At 61.5% G+C, this 17853-nt stretch carries 9 protein-coding genes, 1 tRNA gene, 2 rRNA genes and 1 pseudogene (1 of these 13 running past the window's edge); 6 read left to right on the forward strand and 7 right to left on the reverse strand.

Annotated elements, in window-relative coordinates; translation table 11 throughout:
- From AC3ANX_RS01940 to AC3ANX_RS01955, 4 genes are all read left to right on the forward strand, one after another.
- Positions 1 to 2154 (forward strand): 23S ribosomal RNA (locus AC3ANX_RS01940) (it extends 667 nt beyond the left edge of the window).
- A 146-nt stretch (positions 2155 to 2300) separates the two neighbouring features.
- A 5S ribosomal RNA gene (gene rrf / locus AC3ANX_RS01945) occupies positions 2301 to 2415 on the forward strand.
- A gap of 75 nt (positions 2416 to 2490) precedes the next feature.
- Positions 2491 to 2567 (forward strand) — tRNA-Met (locus AC3ANX_RS01950).
- Positions 2568 to 2753: 186 nt separating this feature from the next.
- Complete coding sequence (locus AC3ANX_RS01955) at positions 2754 to 4001, forward strand: tyrosine-type recombinase/integrase (protein WP_488335365.1); 1248 nt, start codon at positions 2754 to 2756, stop codon at positions 3999 to 4001.
- Between the two features lie 287 nt (positions 4002 to 4288).
- Here the strand turns inward: AC3ANX_RS01955 and AC3ANX_RS01960 are convergent, their stop codons facing one another.
- A complete protein-coding gene (locus tag AC3ANX_RS01960) occupies positions 4289 to 6412 on the reverse strand; it encodes an SEC-C domain-containing protein (protein WP_488335366.1) in 2124 nt (707 codons plus the stop codon).
- Positions 6413 to 6624: 212 nt separating this feature from the next.
- Between AC3ANX_RS01960 and AC3ANX_RS01965 the strand changes: the two genes are divergently transcribed.
- Entirely contained in the window at positions 6625 to 6837 is a 213-nt protein-coding gene (locus tag AC3ANX_RS01965; protein ID WP_488335367.1) for a hypothetical protein, read from the forward strand.
- Positions 6838 to 7008: 171 nt separating this feature from the next.
- Here the strand turns inward: AC3ANX_RS01965 and AC3ANX_RS01970 are convergent, their stop codons facing one another.
- The 5 genes from AC3ANX_RS01970 to AC3ANX_RS01990 form a co-directional block, all read right to left on the reverse strand.
- Positions 7009 to 11517 (reverse strand): hypothetical protein, encoded by a 4509-nt coding sequence (locus tag AC3ANX_RS01970; protein ID WP_488335368.1) that lies wholly within the window; start codon positions 11515 to 11517, stop codon positions 7009 to 7011.
- A 69-nt stretch (positions 11518 to 11586) separates the two neighbouring features.
- Positions 11587 to 12533 (reverse strand): IS630 family transposase gene (locus AC3ANX_RS01975; RefSeq protein ID WP_488333312.1). Its coding sequence is split into 2 segments (ribosomal slippage): positions 11587 to 12197 and positions 12197 to 12533, totalling 948 coding nucleotides; the frame shifts between segments, so codons are not numbered across the junction.
- Positions 12534 to 12873: 340 nt separating this feature from the next.
- On the reverse strand, positions 12874 to 14025 hold the full coding sequence (locus tag AC3ANX_RS01980; protein ID WP_488335369.1) for a phosphorylase family protein: 1152 nt from the start codon (positions 14023 to 14025) through the stop codon (positions 12874 to 12876).
- Between the two features lie 11 nt (positions 14026 to 14036).
- Entirely contained in the window at positions 14037 to 14483 is a 447-nt protein-coding gene (locus AC3ANX_RS01985) for a response regulator (RefSeq protein ID WP_488335370.1), read from the reverse strand.
- A 23-nt stretch (positions 14484 to 14506) separates the two neighbouring features.
- On the reverse strand, positions 14507 to 14737 hold the full coding sequence (locus AC3ANX_RS01990; RefSeq protein WP_488335371.1) for a hypothetical protein: 231 nt from the start codon (positions 14735 to 14737) through the stop codon (positions 14507 to 14509).
- Positions 14738 to 14830: 93 nt separating this feature from the next.
- On the opposite strand from AC3ANX_RS01990, the gene AC3ANX_RS01995 reads away from it, so the two are divergent.
- Positions 14831 to 15777, forward strand: a protein-coding gene (locus tag AC3ANX_RS01995; protein WP_488334225.1) for an IS630 family transposase whose coding sequence is annotated in 2 segments (ribosomal slippage) — positions 14831 to 15167 and positions 15167 to 15777 — 948 coding nt in all. Because the reading frame shifts where the segments join, the coding sequence is not laid out codon by codon here.
- 475 nt (positions 15778 to 16252) lie between these two features.
- Here the strand turns inward: AC3ANX_RS01995 and AC3ANX_RS02000 are convergent.
- Positions 16253 to 17716, reverse strand: a pseudogene (locus AC3ANX_RS02000) (hypothetical protein); the annotation flags it as partial.
- Between the last annotated feature and the right edge of the window lie 137 nt (positions 17717 to 17853).

Below are 17853 nucleotides of genomic sequence, written 5' to 3' on the forward strand. Positions count from 1 at the left end.
GCCGATAGGTGTAGGCGCAGCGAAAGCGAGTCTGAATAGGGCGACTTAAGTTTGGTGTATTAGACCCGAAACCCGGCGATCTAGGCATGACCAGGATGAAGGTGCGGTAACACGCACTGGAGGTCCGAACCGATTAACGTTGAAAAGTTACCGGATGAGTTGTGTTTAGGGGTGAAAGGCCAATCAAGCCGGGAAATAGCTGGTTCTCCGCGAAAACTATTGAGGTAGTGCCTCGGATGGACACCCTAGGGGGTAGAGCACTGGATGGATGCGGGGGTCGCGAGACCTACCAACTCTAACCAAACTCCGAATACCTAGGAGTGATATCCGGGAGACAGACGGCGGGTGCTAAGGTCCGTCGTCAAAAGGGAAACAGCCCTGACCTACAGCTAAGGTCCCCAAGTCATCACTAAGTGGGAAAGCATGTGGAACTTCCAAAACAACCAGGAGGTTGGCTTAGAAGCAGCCATCCTTTAAAGAAAGCGTAACAGCTCACTGGTCTAAACAAGAGGTTCTGCGGCGAAGATGTAACGGGGCTAAAGTGATGCACCGAAGCTTAGGATGTGGATTTATCCACGTGGTAGCGGAGCGTTCCGTACGCCTGTGAAGCGGTCTGGTAATGGGCCGTGGAGGTATCGGAAGTGCGAATGCAGACATGAGTAGCGATAAAGAGGGTGAGATGCCCTCTCGCCGAAAGACCAAGGGTTCCTGCGCAAGGCTAATCCGCGCAGGGTGAGCCGGCCCCTAAGACGAGCCCGAAGGGGGTAGTCGATGGGAACCACGTTAATATTCGTGGGCCTGGTGGTGTGTGACGGATCTCGTGTGTTGTTCTCCCTTATTGGATTGGGAGGGCTTCGAAGAGGTTCCAGGAAATAGCCCCACCGTATAGACCGTACCCGAAACCGACACAGGTGGTCAGGTAGAGTATACCAAGGCGCTTGAGAGAAGTGTCCTGAAGGAACTCGGCAAATTGCCTCCGTACCTTCGGAAGAAGGAGGCCCTCACTCTGCGCAAGCAGTATGAGGGGGCACAGGCCAGGGGGTAGCGACTGTTTAGCAAAAACACAGGGCTCTGCTAAGTCGGCTTCAAGACGACGTATAGGGCCTGACGCCTGCCCGGTGCCTGAAGGTTAAGTGGAGGAGTGCAAGCTCTGAAATGAAGCCCAGGTAAACGGCGGCCGTAACTATAACGGTCCTAAGGTAGCGAAATTCCTTGTCGGGTAAGTTCCGACCTGCACGAATGGCGTAACGACTTCCCCACTGTCTCCAGGACATGCTCAGCGAAATTGAATTCCCCGTGAAGATGCGGGGTTCCCGCGGTTAGACGGAAAGACCCCGTGCACCTTTACTGCAGCTTCAGAGTGGCATTAGGAAAGAACTGTGTAGCATAGGTGGGAGGCTTTGAAGCGTTGGCGCCAGCTGACGTGGAGCCATAGGTGAAATACCACCCTGTTGTTTTCTGATGTCTAACCTCGATCCATGAAACTGGATCAGGGACCCTCTGTGGCGGGTAGTTTGACTGGGGCGGTCGCCTCCTAAAGAGTAACGGAGGCGCGCGATGGTGGGCTCAGGACGGTTGGAAACCGTCTGTTAGAGTGCAATGGCATAAGCCCGCCTGACTGCGAGACTGACAAGTCGAGCAGAGACGAAAGTCGGTCATAGTGATCCGGTGGTCCCTCGTGGAAGGGCCATCGCTCAACGGATAAAAGGTACGCCGGGGATAACAGGCTGATAACCCCCAAGAGCTCATATCGACGGGGTTGTTTGGCACCTCGATGTCGGCTCATCACATCCTGGGGCTGGAGCAGGTCCCAAGGGTTTGGCTGTTCGCCAATTAAAGTGGTACGTGAGCTGGGTTCAGAACGTCGCGAGACAGTTTGGTCCCTATCTGCCGTGGGCGTCGAAATTTGAGAGGAGTTGACCCTAGTACGAGAGGACCGGGTTGAACGTACCTCTGGTGTACCTGTCGTCGTGCCAACGGCGCAGCAGGGTAGCTATGTACGGACGGGATAACCGCTGAAAGCATCTAAGCGGGAAGCCTCCCTCGAGATAAGATTTCATAGAGCCGTGAAAGACCATCACGTTGATAGATCGGATGTAGAAGTGCGGTAACGCATGGAGCTAACCGATACTAATTGCTCTATTCGCGCTTGAGAGTCCCGCCATCAATGACAATGCTGGATACCAGCCACGTCGGCGAGGCAGATGATCAAATGCCAACGCCTGATACAAACACCCAACACACATATGCACGGCACCGATTTTAAACCAACCAAACACCCACGCGCACCGGCTCCATTGCCTGGTGGCTATAGCGTCTGTGAACCACCCGATCCCATCCCGAACTCGGCCGTGAAACCAGTCTGCGCCAATGGTACTATCGCTTAAGCGATGGAAGAGTAGGTCGTCGCCAGGCATTGAAGCCCGTGCGCGTGCGTGTCACAATACAAGAACCCATTCACTTGTCCCCTCCCCAAAAGGAGGATCCCGGCGCGGGGTGGAGCAGCCCGGTAGCTCGTCAGGCTCATAACCTGAAGGTCACAGGTTCAAATCCTGTCCCCGCAACCAAACTCCCATATTCCAAACCGTCTCAGGATACCCCCGAGGCGGTTTTTTATTGCCTTCTTTCCATCGTTTGCCTCGTCTCACCGGCTTCGCAAGCGTCTCGCTGAATGTCGCTGGATGCCATGACGTCGATTTGCATTTGGGGGTACTTTCAGGGGTAATGCCCGCCAACTCGGCAGGAGTACCCCCATGGCTCTCAAGGAACTTGAAGCGCGCTACGCCACCAAACGCTCGAAGGATTACAAGCTCACCGATGGCGAGGGGCTCTACTTCCTCGTCCGGCTCAATGGCTCCAAGCTCTGGCGGTTCAAGTATCGCTTTGACGGCAAGGAGAAGCTGCTTTCCTTTGGTGCCTATCCCGACACTAGCCTTGCTGCCGCGCGGCTGCGGCGCGCCGAGGCCAGGCTGGCGCTTGGGCAAGGCAGGGACCCCGGCGCCAAGGCAGCGCCCGCGCCGGTCACGACGTTTGAAGCGGCTGCGCGGGCGTGGCACAAAAATCGTGAAGCGGTGCTCGACCCTGGTCATGCCTCGCGCTTGCTGACGCGGCTCGAGCGCAATGCGTTTCCCGCATTCGGTGATCGTGATCTGCGTGCGATTACCGCCGCTGACGTGTTGGCGATGGTGCGGACGGTTGAAGCGCGCGGCGCGCTCGACGTCAGTCGCCGGCTCAAGCAGCATGTCAGCCAGATCTATCGGTTCGCCATCCCGCAGGGTTGGGCCGATGTCGATCCGGCCGCGCATCTCTCTGATCTGCTCAAGCCCAAACCGCGCACGCGGCACATGGCGCGGATTGGCATGGACGAGCTTCCCGATCTGGTCCGCGCCATCGAAAGCTATGATGGCGAGGAAAACCCCAAGCGTCGTGCCGTCACCCGCGCCGCGCTGATGTTTACGCTGCTCACCTGGGCGCGCACTAACGAAACCCGGCTCGCCACCTGGGATGAGTTCGAGGGGCTCGATGGTCCCGAGCCATTGTGGCGCGTACCCGCCGAGCGGATGAAAATGGGACGCGAGCACCTCGTGCCGCTCTCAAAAGCCGCCGTTGCGATTCTTGCCGGGCTAGGCGCCGCGGGGCAATCAGGCTTTGTGTTTCCCGGCGACAAGCTCGGTCAGCCGATCTCCCAGAACACCATGATCTACGGCTGCTACCGGATGGGCTATCGTGGTCGCCAGACCGTCCACGGCTTTCGCGGGATCGCGTCGACCTGGGCCAACGAAGCCGAGCATTACCGGCCTGACTGGATCGAGCTGGCGCTCGCCCATGCCGAGCGCGACGAGGTTCGTGGTGCTTACAACAGCGCGCTCTACCTCACGCCCAGGCGACGTATGCTCGATGCCTGGGACGTCTACATCATGCGGATGTTAAGGCCGCAGCGAACGCAAGCTGCTGTCAACGACGATAGTGTCGCAATTGCGGAACGGCCGATACTGGGGTGAAACTGGTGGAGAACGGACTGGCCGCTTTCGGGTAGCGGTCCGGCGTAAGCTGACGTTTGTTCAGCCGAACCGCGACGACAGCTATGCGCCCTATTATCGGTCATTGCGATCCGCTAGCCGATCGCTCGAAAGCCGACGGCATTGCGACCATATCTCGGAAGGCAGGGTCTGGGACTACGCCGTCGTTCCCGCTTCGCCACTCGAGTTTCGGCTTTTGGAAGGAGCAGACGTTCCGCCTCACAAGGATGCCGTCGCCGAATGACTCAACAAGGACCGGCTGGCGGCATTCACCCGCGTTGATCAATGTCCAAATGACATCTTTTGTACTTCAAGCCGCTTCCGCAGTGACAGGGCTCGTTGCGCCCGCCTAGCGCGGGCCGCGGAGCGGCGAGCGTTGTGACCGGGCGCTTGATGAGCTTGTTGGCGGCGCGTTCAGCCTTGCTGTCATGCTTCCAGGGAAACTCGACCTTGTGCCCGAAGCGCAGCGTTCCACTGGGTCCGATGACGATGCCATACCAGCTGTCCACGCGACTACGATACTTACGCGCGAGCATGTGGTCGTCGATCTTGGCGAAACTGTTGGCGTCGGTGTCGCCGTTGCAATGGACGGCAATGCCCGACCCGCCGAAGCCGAGCACGAAGTTTGATGAGCCCCGCCGCCCTGCGTTCGCAACCACCTTGTCGAGGTTGTCGCGCAGTTCCGTCATGCCCTCTTCGGCGAGCTGATAGGCGAGCATGACCGTGTCGGTCAGCGTGCCGGTCGGGTTCGCCTCGATCGCGCGGATGAGCCTGTCCAGCCTCGATCCGGCGATGACGGTGAGCACGCCCTTAGGCGTCCGCGCGCCGGGCTGGCCCATCCTCCGCACGCCCATTGCGATCTCTATGTCGGCCGCGAAGTCGTCCTCGAACACGACCATGTCGTGCTCCTTCTCCAGCCACAGATTGTATTTCAGGTGGTAGGACAGCAGCGTGATCTCGTGATGGATGAGGACCTTCGGTCCGTGGATCGCGCGCAGCTCGAGATAGCTCAGGAAGCGGATCGGCCGCTCGAGCATCTCGGCCATCACGTCCAGCGTGAAGACGTCGATGACGAGCGGGGCTAGGACCTTGGGCTCCTCCCGCCGCACAAGGAACTGTTCCGTCTGGAAGGCTAGCGCCGGGTAATGGTCTGACAGGAGGCAGACCGGGAATACCTGCGAGATCTCGGGTGGGATCTCGACCGTCGTGCCGTCGGCGGTGCTGAAGCGCAGCGAGCGGTCGGACAGCGCGGCGGAGCAGTCCATGGCTTGGTCGTAGGCGTCTTGGACCGCGGCCTTGAAGTCGCCGCGCAACTGGAGGTCGTTGCCCTTGCGCGCGGCGAGGGTGAGGCGCTTCGACTTGGCCTGCAGCACGATCGCTCGGTCGGCGAACAGCACGAGCACGTCGATCTCGCCGAAGCGGTCGCCCTTTGCGCGGTCGATGTTCACGCCACGGTGCACCCGGGCCGGACCGAACACGCGCGACAGGTGATCGACCGCGAAAGCTTCGGTGAAATCGCCGCGATGGTCGGATAGCGCCGGTCTGTAGGGCTTGTCGTCCCACATCCAGTAGAAGGGCGACTCGTAGACGGCCTCCGCCAGCGCGTTGAAGTGGAAGAGCAGGTGGCGACCGTCTCCCGTCTCCAGCACCGGCGATCCGTTGACGGCGTTGAAGTCGCTGATCGAGGCGAACGTCGGATTGCCGCGCCCCGCAGCCAGCCTGAATGCGGCTATGCAGGCGCTCGCGGTGTTCTCACCGAGGCCCGCGACAGGAGCGATCTCGGCGGCGGTCAGCGTGAACGCCTCGAGCAGGCGCGGATCGCCTGGCGTGTTTGCGCCCGCCGCCATCGCGCCAGAGACCTTGCGGTTCTGGATGTCGGCGGCGGCCTTGGCGAAGGCGACCATGTCGGCGATTCCGGCCTTCCGATGCTCCTTCAGCCAGGGGTGATCGGCCGCATACTTGTCGATCGCGAAGTCGCAGTTCTGGAACGAGAAGGCGCCTTCGCCGCCATAGAAGATCGGCTCGCGCATCGCGCCACCGCTTTCCCAAGGGTCGGGCGGGATCTCGCCGGCCTCGAACGCCTTGAACATGCCGTCGAGCGTCGGCGCGCCCATGCTCCGGTGCAGTTCCTCCATCAGGGCGTCAGTCCGCTTGACGAGCGAGTCGACGTCGACGGGTGGCGGAGCGGCCAGATCGCCACCGGCGCGCACCATCAGTCCGATGAGCGTGGACATCTCAGTCCGGATCAGCCGCGACCTCGAATAAAGGTGCTGCATGTCCTCGGCCTTCATCACGTCGCGGCGATGCCAGATGAAATTGTCGCGCACGCACAGGAATGCGATCACATGCGCGTAGCCAAACGTGGCGGTGAGCTCCGCGATCTCGTCGAACACCTCCTGCTCAGGCCGCCGCTTGGGGATCGAAGGCCGCCCTCCATCTCTAGTTAGGTCATCAGGGCGCATCGCCGTTGGGCCGGGCTCAGTCATTGCCTTCCTCTCAATGCAAGACGACCTCCGTGACCACTATGTCGGTTTCGTCTGGAATAACGTCGCTAGCGACATCGGGCCTCATCAGACAGATACCAGAGCTATCGAACGCGCTTCGCATGCGTAAGGCAAAGCGCTACAGCCTACCGGAGCTCTACACGGGCGATACAGTCAACGCCGGCCCGAGACTGTGCGGATTCAATGCCGGCTCGCGTGGCTTTGATCACGCGGAAACCGTCGGTTCGTCCGGTCGCGATGAAATCTTCTTTCTCCAGCCGATCGAGCAAGGCGGTGAGGTCGCGATGGGAGGGCTCAAGACAAATTGTTCCTAACCAGTGATAGTATAGCTGGTCATTGCCCACCCCATGCTTTTCCAAGCCTACGAGAATTTCGCGGGCCTTTAGGAACTCGCGAATGGCAATGAAGGGCTCGGTCTGGTTCGATTGCTTTGTCATAGAGTCTAGCAAAATCATAAACTGATACGCGATAGCAGATGGCTTTGTCTAATTTGCTTCGGCCGAAACATTCGAGGTTGCCCTATACAAGCGGACTTTCTCCTGCCGCATCGGCCGATCAGGACGATGATCCTTGGCCCAGGCCTCAACCAGAACGTCTTTGCCGCTCTGCCAGAACACTCCGTTCCAGCGTCGCTGCGGGCCTGCATTCTTCTTGGCGTCGGGCCACGCGCCGCGCTCTCCGATACCTACCCAAAGAGGCGTTACGCCTCGTGCCTCGAGCACTTGTTCGAGCGCGCCACGTCGCACAAGGCAGAACGAGTTCCGGTCGCCCGTACTCGACATGATAACCTGCTGGCCATCGGCGTCGAGCCACACCCCGGGGAGGTTGGGATCGGCGCCGACGTCGAGTTCTTTGAGCAACCAGGGGCTGGGCACATGCATGGAAAGTCCAGAGGGCAGGGTCGCATCAAGATGGTGCTCCCAGCGATACTGCCGGCAGAGCCGTAGATAGCGAGCTTCCGCCGATTGAATCCCGTCCGAATCAACCCATTCCGTATCGGGCCAGGTGCTGCGGGCGCCCGCTTCATAGACGTAGGGACCATCGGTCAGGTCGCCCCACATCATCCAGTCGTGGTGAAAATCGGCCCAGGCGCGGCTCATTCGCCGGGCGAATAGCGCTTCCTGCCCAGCTTCTATGCCGACCATCATCAGGAAGTGGAAGTCGTTCAATCTGAACGGCGCGCCGCCCATGCGATCGACGCCCGGATGGCGCGTCTTGCTATCCGTGTAACGGTAAAGGGTGAGCCAGTCGCCGTCCGACACATCCCCGCACAGTCCCAGTGACAGCCGTTCACGCGGGATCGCGTCGTCGAAAACCCAGGAGGGCATGTCTTCCGTCGCGACCTTGTCGATTGCGATGCGGGGGACGGCCGGGATCGATGTTGCAGAGAAGCCTATATCTTCATCTTCGATTGGCCGCACGGTGGGCTCGATATCGCGCAGAAAGGGAAGGTCGGTCGGCACGTCGTATGCGCGGGCTTCGAGCGGTCCCCATTCCGGGGCGAGCCAGACGTTGTCCGCGAGGCGTGCGAGCAGCTCGTGGAATGCGATCCACTGATATTTTTTCCCGATCCGCTCGATCCTGGCATGAGGGGCGGTATCGCTCCCGGCGCCATAGTCGCGCGGAAACCGTTTGCTCGACCAGCCTAGCCTGATGGCCCGGCGGGCGATCCATAGCCGCGCCTGCTTATGGTCGACGAGCGGAAGTTCCTTGCCAATGCCAGACCACCCCTCCCGGCCTTTGAGGTGCGGGATGACATCTTCCTCATAGGCTTTCGTCGCTCGGACTCCGAGCAGCCGGCGCAGATGACGGTCGGCGTGCACGAATGTCTCACCCTCACCAGATTTGGCGCCAGCGTCATCATTCTTTCCGGAATGCGACGCAGTCAGCTCGGCGAGATCAAGGAGATTTTCCTTCATTTCATCCCCGGCGATCCACCTCGCCTTGAACAGTTCAAAGGCCTCCGAAAGGCGGATCGGCCTTGGTCGCGAAAGCGGAATGCTGGTGAACTCGCGGATTCGTGACTTGATGATTTTATCGCCGAAATCACCTCCGAAGCCGCTGCACGAATCCACGATATGGCGATCGCCAACGGCGTCGGCCTCTGCCTCCACTTTCGCCTTATCCAGCCCGAAGCGCGGCGCTTTGCTGCCGTAGGGGGGACGGCACCTGGCGATATCGCACTCGGCAGGCAGCACATTCCTGTCGAACGCCAGCTCCATCACCAGCCGACCATAATCGCGGGTGAGGACGTGCAGGGGAATGGACGTTCCGGAAAAGACATGCCGCCATATCGCGTCTGCGGCGGTGGCAACACGACTTGCCTCGGGGTTGCGTAAGCACGCCCCGGCCACGGCGGCCAACACCCGTTCCACGACGTAAGGATCATCGACCCCAGCTAGGCGCTCTACGAACGGCGCCACGGCGGCCGGATGGCGCATCAGGATTTCGGTTGCCGCCTTCGTGGCGCGATCTCGTAGTGTCCTGTTCGAGGAGGTAAGTATCCAGCCAAGTGTCGACAGCGCCAGCCTCACCGTCTCGTCACTTGCGGTATCCGGCCCTTTACCCAGCCCCCAACTGGCGATCCGGTGGGCAGCGCCGCGCTGGTCGACCTCGCCGTTCACACGCTGCGTCCACAAGGCATCCCGCTCGGGCATGGGGCGCTTCGCCAGATTCCGGTGCAGCATATCCCCGTTCCATGGATGCCCCTCAACAGCCGAAAGCTCGATCAGGAGTTCCAATGGGGTTGCTTGCCAGCTTAACCGGTTCAGCAACTCGACCGTGCGATCACTAAAGGAACCGTGCTGGCGCCAGCGCACGCTCTCGACGAACGCCTCCTGGATCGAGGTGCGCCCCCACCACCGTTCCTGGCCGCCAGGGAGGTGATCGACAATTTCGATCCGCCACTCATCGGCGAACACGATCCCAAGGGCATCGAAGACGCCGCGCCATTCATCCTCGATACCCCAGCGACCGAGCATGAATGCGAATGGACCGCCCTCTTCGAAGGGTGTCCCAGGTTCGCATATTCCCTGCGTCAGGCTTTTTGCGACAAGCTGGTCTTGGATGCGCTGGAACGCAAAGCGCAGGACATCCTCCCGCACATCGAGCGGATCATCTTCGGTCTTTTCGTCATAGGGCGGCGGATCGTACCGCAGCAGGCCGTGCAGATGGAGAAGGTCCAGCCAGCCCTTATCATTCGGCGCTTGGTAGCTCGCGAAGGCTGCATCCAGTAGGCGGGCGGCTGCTCGGCGCTCGATATAGTCAACCCGACCGTCTGCCATGGCGCTGGCGATGTCGAGCAACCCCCTGGTCAGCGGAGCAACGAGTGCCGCGCTGCCGTCATACATTGTCCCCAGCGTCGTAGCTGCGGCATCGAGGTAGAACCGAAGCATCTCGCGCGATCCGCGCAATCCCAATGGGAACTGGGTCTTTCCCTGTCGCTGGAGGGCAACGCAGGTGGTACGCAAGAATAGCGGATTGACGAACTCCGGGGGAAGCCAAGGGGATGCCGGCCGCGTTATGCCACGTCGGTCCATATAGACCACAGCCGCCCGCTCACGCTCCTCTTCCGTCTCGAAGCCTGCGATAACGATCTCGGCCGCATGCTCCCTCGACAAGGCTGTGAACACGCGCTCGGAATATACGTCTCGACAGGAGACGCAGAGTGCCAGCCGAGGGTTAGCCCGAACCTTGGCTGCGAAGCCCGAGAGACGATTACGCCAATATTTCGCTCCTCCGCCTTCATTGAGCGCGTCGATGCAGATAAGGGCGCGCGTTCCGCGGGCCGCTGCCGCGGCCTCCAGGGCGCCGAGCAGCATCTCCGTTGTCATCCCCGGCAGCTCCAGCCGGCGCGCGATCTCAATGCCTGGCTCGTCGCCATGCCTGAAGTCAGTCCCAAGGAGCATGATCGCCGGTTCACCGGCATCAATGGCAGCCCCTACCTCCCGCGCCATGAGATGGGATTTGCCGCTTCCCGCTTCGCCCTCGATAATCGCAAACCGCGACTGGTCCGCCTGCTGGAACATTCCTTCGAACCGATCTCGCAAATCGACCAGCGCCTCGTCCATCTGGTCGAGGCGCTCCCGCAGTTTGCGCAGACCGAAACTATCCCGATCCGGCCTGTTTTCATCGTAAATTGTGGGGCCGGCTCGCCCGATGGCGTCGACCGCAGCCTCGCACGCGTCCAGCCAGTCCTGCAGGGGAAAGGCCTCTTCCTGTCGAAGTGGCCGCGCAGCAATTGTCTCAAGGCCGTGCATCGCGACAGAGAGGGCGCCATACCATTCTGCGTCTACCGTCCCATCGCCGGGATCGTCGGGCAAAAGCTCGGTTAGTGCTGAAACCGGATGCCGGTAGCTTTCGCGCCATCCGGCGCTGCCGCGCAGCGCCTGGAACAGCTGGCTCGCCTCGACATCGACATGGTCCTCGGGATGATAGCGCTCATCGAGTGCGGCGACGGTTTGCACGAAGTGCTCGCGAAACCATGATTCCGACAGCTCGCGTTCGGCGAACCAGTATTCGCGCAGACCCGCTGCACGCGGGTTGGTAAGCATGCGCTCAATCTGGCTGCCGCCAAGGAAATCTACCGTGAATGGCCTTTCTTCGGCAGCTTTCTTCCAGCCTTGGAGCCGCTTGTTCCACTTCTCGCGCGCCGAAGTGCCACGTTGGTTCCTGACATCGGTTAGGTCGCACGGCATGCCGACGGTAATGCGCGTCATCGCCGGGTGCGTGGTGATCGCGGTCGTGATTGAGCTGTTGAGGGCCGTCCAGTTTATGTCGCCCGCTTCCTCGTGGAACTTAGCCTGGTAGCCCTCTTCGGTTCCATCCTCGATCACCCAATAGGCTTCGACGCCGCCATCACCGCCTGCGCCTTCGATTGGCCGGAACTCGGTCGCGCCCGTAGGCGGGATTACCTCCGCAAGATGTCGCAGGAGGCGCTCGAAAGAGCCCCTTTGACCATCGGCACCCCCACGCAGGCGTCTGAAGTCAAGCATCCCTCTCTCCGATGACGCTCAGGTCGCATCCATTACCTCAAAGTGGAACATGGCTAGAGCGGTTTTCGATCAGTCTGCATCGTAGCCGCAGGCGGCGAAGTAGTTGGCACATTCCTGGGGCGAGTAGAGATCGAGGATGCGACCGATGGCGTTCCATAGGCCATGGACGGTCCGCTCGGCCGCTTTTCGCAGGTGCGCCTTCAGCTTGGAGAAGGCCTGCTCGATCGGGTTGAAGTCTGGGCTGTAGGGCGGGAGGAAGAGGAGCGTTGCGCCAACGCTTTCGATGGCGGCTCGCACGGCCGGCGCCTTGTGGCTCGACAGGTTGTCCATCACGACCACGTCACCGCGGCCGAGTTCCGGCACGAGCACGCGCGTGACGTAGGTGAGGAACGCATCGGCGTTCATTGGTCCGTCGAGCACCCAGGGTGCTACCATGCCCGTGCGGCGCAGGCCGGCGACGAAGGTCGTGGTCTTCCAATGTCCGAAGGGGATGCCGGCGCGCAAGCGCTGGCCCCGCCGGCAGCGACCATGGCGCCGCGCCATGTTGGTAGACGCCCAGGTCTCGTCGATGAAGACCAGCTTGTCGGGGTCGAGATCGAGCTGGCCCTCGAACCACTCCTCGCGACGCTTCAGGACGTCGGGACGATCTTGCTCCGTCGCGTGGCCGGTCTTTTTTTGCGCGTGATCCCGTGGCGGGCGAAGAAGCGCCAGAGCGTGGCGATGCTGACGCTCACGCCACGCTCGGCCAGCACCCCACGAAGCTCTGCCAGCGTCGGATCCGGCTGCTGCTCGATCGCCTCCAGAATGAAGGCGGCATGGTCCTCAATCTTGGGACTTCGGCGATCACCGCCCTGCGGCTTGGCCGCCGGCGTGCCATGAGCGAGCACCAGCTGTCGCCAGCGGATCGCGCTTGCCGCGCTGACGCCGAACCGCTCTGCCGCCTGCCGGCAAGACACCCCGCTTTCGACAGCAGCGATGACACGATCCCGAAGATCACGCGATAACGCTCGGCCCATCCATCCCGGCCTCCTTCGCCAGCACGGATCGTGAATCAGAAAACGGGTGCCGTGTGAATCCCCAACGATTCAGCCCCGACGAAAACCGCTCTAGAACGTTCTTTCTTGAGCGTCTACATGATCGTTCGGCACCCTTCGTCCCCGGGACGATGTGAACTGGGACATTCCCGCGAGGCAATTTGAAAGTCGGCTGCCGCCAGAACCCGACGTTCGAGGGCGATGTATTTCCGACACCCTGAACGCTAAAGTCTGGCTGATCGAAGACTGACAACTTTCGGGATGTCGATCTGCGATAGCGGCCGTTTGCGCGGGGCCGCTCCGCATTGTCGGGCATCGAATCTCAGCCCCCGGTAAGGAGGCGGTCAATTGCCTCAACCGCGAAGCGAGCGGACAGGATCGCGCCAGGCTGCTGGGGCGTCGCGCCTTTTGCTTCATCAGCGTGATCGACGACCGTCTTGGCGGCGAAGCAAACCACGGGCGAGCCATGCAGGGCGGCCGCGCGATAGATGCCGAAGACCTCCATGTCTACCGCCGCCACCTTTCCGTGCTGCTCAGCGATCCGCGCGGCGTATCTTTCAGACGCGATAACCGCCGAACCGCTCACCGATGGTGCGAGAACGGCCTCGACGGACGGCACTGCGACCTCATGCCGCTTGGAGGCGAGCCGAGACAGGCAACGGTCCTCCTCGATGAGCTGACTAAGGACGATGCGCGTCTCGTTACCCATGCTCTCCTGATAGCTTCGGATCTCGAAACTGTCGGGAAGCTGCTTGCCTGCCTGGTGCTCCCAGGTGAAGTCCGACACGACCAATGCCCCGATTGGCGCCTGTTCCGCAAAACCGCCACACACGCCGGTCATGCAGATCAACCTTGGGGAAAACACGCTCAGCGCGCGGCTGGCGATGATACCGGCATCGACCAGTCCCATCTGAGGCTGAAGGATGCAGATGCCCTCGAGGCCACCGAGCGACATCTCCCGGCCGTCGAGGCCAGCGAACCTAACATAGCTGCCGACGGTGAAATCGTCTCTCGAGACTGCCTCGAAGGCGGTGCGCTCCAGCTCTAGCGCGCAGACAACGACGAAATCGTAGACCGTCCTGCTCGCCACGCGCTGCATGCAAACGCGTAGGCACGAACGCCATGCGTCGTCCTGCGAATATCCGATGAGCAGAATACCTGCTCTCGTGAAGGCGCCGCCCCGTTGCGCCACGACCTCCTCAAACCTTGAGACCGCGACCACCGTGGCCGACCGATTCAACTCACTCTCAGCGAACTGCTCGATTAGCTCCTCAGACACGTCCGTAGGCGCCTGCCCGTCGAGACGCGGAAGGAGGAGGTCGGTAACCACAAGATCGAACTGCGACCTAGACAGGCTCCGCGCCGCCTGCCCGAAGGTGGCGCACTCCTCAATCTCGACGCTTCCCTCAAAGAAAGACCGGATCTCCTCCCGAACGGCGTCCCGCTTATCGGTCTCGTCCTCTACGACGAGCACCCGGACCCGCCTCATCGGACGAGCCGCCGCAACTCGGCCCGCCAGCCGCTGTTTAAAACGTTGAAATAGACCGCGCCGCGTAGGTTGGCGGACGCCTTCTTGCCGAAGGCGCGGGCGAACTGCGATAGTGCGAAGAGGCGGCCATCGAATTCTATTTCGGGATATTGGGTCACGATGATCACGGGATCTCCACGCTGCTCGTAGGACAGCTCTAGCAACAGTTCTACGCCGCCGGACGGCTGCGACATCGGTTGAGCCGCCGCGGGTCGAACCTCGTGGCTCGGCAACGCCATATCGAGGACGATGAGGTCATAGGCCCTCTCGCCGAGGAGCGTCAGTGCCTGCCGGACGGATCGTCCCACGCGGACCTCCGCGTCCGGAATCAGCTCGAATAGCGCACCCTCGAGCTCCTTCTGCTTAAAGGCGTCATCCTCGACCAGTAAAATAGCGGACGCCACGGACGCTCCCGATGCCGAGCCAATCACGAACGCAAGTAGCGCAGAGATAGCGCGAACACGACGCCGTCATCGTTCCGGCGCCAGTCAAAACCGATCACCTCACCGATCTCCTCTACGATGCATCGGACCTTCCGAAGGCCGCTCTCCTCGTCGATGTCCATGGCGTTGTCCACGTCCGCAGTCATTTCCTCTTCAATCCGTCGAAAACGCCCTTCGGCCTCGCAGGGATCAACCGATGAGGCGATCTCGATCACTAGAGCGGTTTTCGTCGGGGCTGAATCGTTGGGGATTCACACGGCACCCGTTTTCTGATTCACGATCCGTGCTGGCGAAGGAGGCCGGGATGGATGGGCCGAGCGTTATCGCGTGATCTTCGGGATCGTGTCATCGCTGCTGTCGAAAGCGGGGTGTCTTGCCGGCAGGCGGCAGAGCGGTTCGGCGTCAGCGCGGCAAGCGCGATCCGCTGGCGACAGCTGGTGCTCGCTCATGGCACGCCGGCGGCCAAGCCGCAGGGCGGTGATCGCCGAAGTCCCAAGATTGAGGACCATGCCGCCTTCATTCTGGAGGCGATCGAGCAGCAGCCGGATCCGACGCTGGCAGAGCTTCGTGGGATGCTGGCCGAGCGTGGCGTGAGCGTCAGCATCGCCACGCTCTGGCGCTTCTTCGCCCGCCACGGGATCACGCGCAAAAAAAGACCGGCCACGCGACGGAGCAAGATCGTCCCGACGTCCTGAAGCGTCGCGAGGAGTGGTTCGAGGGCCAGCTCGATCTCGACCCCGACAAGCTGGTCTTCATCGACGAGACCTGGGCGTCTACCAACATGGCGCGGCGCCATGGTCGCTGCCGGCGGGGCCAGCGCTTGCGCGCCGGCATCCCCTTCGGACATTGGAAGACCACGACCTTCGTCGCCGGCCTGCGCCGCACGGGCATGGTAGCACCCTGGGTGCTCGACGGACCAATGAACGCCGATGCGTTCCTCACCTACGTCACGCGCGTGCTCGTGCCGGAACTCGGCCGCGGTGACGTGGTCGTGATGGACAACCTGTCGAGCCACAAGGCGCCGGCCGTGCGAGCCGCCATCGAAAGCGTTGGCGCAACGCTCCTCTTCCTCCCGCCCTACAGCCCAGACTTCAACCCGATCGAGCAGGCCTTCTCCAAGCTGAAGGCGCACCTGCGAAAAGCGGCCGAGCGGACCGTCCATGGCCTATGGAACGCCATCGGTCGCATCCTCGATCTCTACTCGCCCCAGGAATGTGCCAACTACTTCGCCGCCTGCGGCTACGATGCAGACTGATCGAAAACCGCTCTAATCCAATGTACCGATCGTCCTCGTCCTCGCGCCGCGCCGAGATTCTTGCGCGGGTGCCGCGCCGACAATACTTTGCCGCGTTGACAACGAGAACGAACAGAGCGTCGTACACTAGATGGAAGCGGTGTCCTATCAAGTCGATGTCAGCGTCCTCGGGGATGTCGATGATTGGAGGCCGTAGCTGATGCCGGTGCGACACCTCGTCGATCACAGCATTGACGAGGAGGCTCACGCTAGCGCTAGGACTGAAGTTGGTTGGCCTAGTTAACCACGACTTAGCAGTTTCAAAGCGCTGGTCGACCATGCCGTTCAGTTCGAGAATGGTCTGGCTCATCCTGGCGTCGATCTCCGGACGTCCCGTAGCGAAGCGCTGGCCCACATCGATCACGAAGTCGGCGCGAAGCCTCTCGAACGCTTCGCGAGAGCGTCTGAGGTCCACCTCAAAAAGCAGCCAGCAATCGTCGAGAATGATCGCGATCGGGGTGACGAGCTGCGAGCTCTCGCGTAGCACCGTCGCAATCCTTAGCACTATGGCATTGGCGACGAGGTTCTTGTCGGGATCGTCGATGGCTGCAACGATCAGCCCGCGCGGCTTCTCCTTGGACCGCACGTGCATCCGGTCAGTCGCTATAGCTTGCACCGCCGCATCAAAGCGCCGCATCCAGCTGCGCAAATGGGCTGCAAACTCGGGAGCGCTCTCCGCAAACTCCGCGGCTGCCTGTTCGACCGACGGGGCGATCTCGACCGACAGATGACCGTGGAGCGTGCCGTGCCTAATCCGGCGAGCGATGAAGGAAGCAGCGCCGTGCACTTTGTTCGTGCAGAATTCGCGGTAGGCCCGGTCGATGAGCCGCAGGAGCCTCGCCCTCGGCTGAACCGCGGTGCGGACCACGTCCGTGAGGCTAGTGCTTCTATCCTCGTCAGCGATGATGTCCTCAGCGAAGGGAGCCAGCGCTTTAAGGTCCTCCGACAGTGAATCTACCAGCCACTCGAAGAGTCGGAGAGGATCGACGTAAATGCGCGTGCTCTCGATGTCCCCTCGGACGCGGCGCAGCCTGATCAATAGGCGGTGCGACCGCGCGCGCGTTATCGCGTCGGCGTCGTTGCGTCGTGAGCCCTGCCACTCGAGCAAGCGCGTCTGCGCCTCAAGCACGTCGTCGGCGTGCGCGTAGATCTCGTATAGCGACGTCAGGAACGGCTCGGAAAGTAGCTCATAGAGGTGATCTGACACGTGGCCGCGATCGCTGTCGACGGATCGCATAAAGGCGACGACGTCGCCATCGTGCCGCTCTCGTAGCACTCGCTGAAGCGCGCGCCGGACCGCGTGATTGCGCGTCGGATTCGGGTCAGCATCATTTAGAAGCACGAGCCGATAGTATTCGTAGAGGGCGTCGGTGCGCCGCGGCGGCAGGAAGCGGTCGATCTCCTCCGCGGAGAGGAGGTGCGGCACGTCGATCGTGCGATCAAGAAGACAGCCCAGTTCCTCACCGTCCTTGATCCGCAATGTGCCCCCGGACGCCGAGGCGACGAGCGCCACGGTACGGTGGAAGCCATCGCCCTCCACATCAGAAGGCCCGCGCGGTGCGACCCCAAGCAGCTTGGCCGCGTCGGACTGGGGCGCCGCGAAGCCCGACGGGTCCCTCAACGCGGGTTTTATTCCGTCGAGGCGCTGGCCGATCGCTTCCTCGATCGCGAGGCGGTGATCGAAGAGGTTCCCGTATTCACTCCAAGCCGGCAGGTGGGTGAACAGCTTCAAATCGGCGAATTGGTCTTCGCGTCCGACGAAGTCCTGCAGTGATGAGGGAGCCAGATCGCCGAACGAATTTCGCCACGCCCCGACGATTCCAGACGGCAGTGCTGCGAGTACACGTTCCGCCTCGGCGGCTGCGCCCTCGCGTCGCAGCATTCGGTCGAGTCGGAACATGAACGCCACTGTATCGACAACGCCGCGGCGGCCGAATGCTTGTAGACGCTGGGCATAGCCGAAGCCATCGGTCAGCCTTGGCGACAGTAGGTCCACCACAAGCGACGCCTCGTTTGGGTCGAGAGCAGCGCGAAGCG

The sequence above is a fragment of the Sphingomonas sp. BRN-1R genome (genome assembly GCF_057748035.1).

Coding starts and splice junctions, on each gene's coding strand:
- AC3ANX_RS01955 (WP_488335365.1), top strand. CDS start 2,754: ATGGCTCTCAAGGAACTTGAAGCGCGCTACGCCACCAAACGCTCGAAG.
- AC3ANX_RS01965 (WP_488335367.1), top strand. CDS start 6,625: ATGCGTAAGGCAAAGCGCTACAGCCTACCGGAGCTCTACACGGGCGAT.
- AC3ANX_RS01970 (WP_488335368.1), bottom strand. CDS start 11,517: ATGCTTGACTTCAGACGCCTGCGTGGGGGTGCCGATGGTCAAAGGGGC.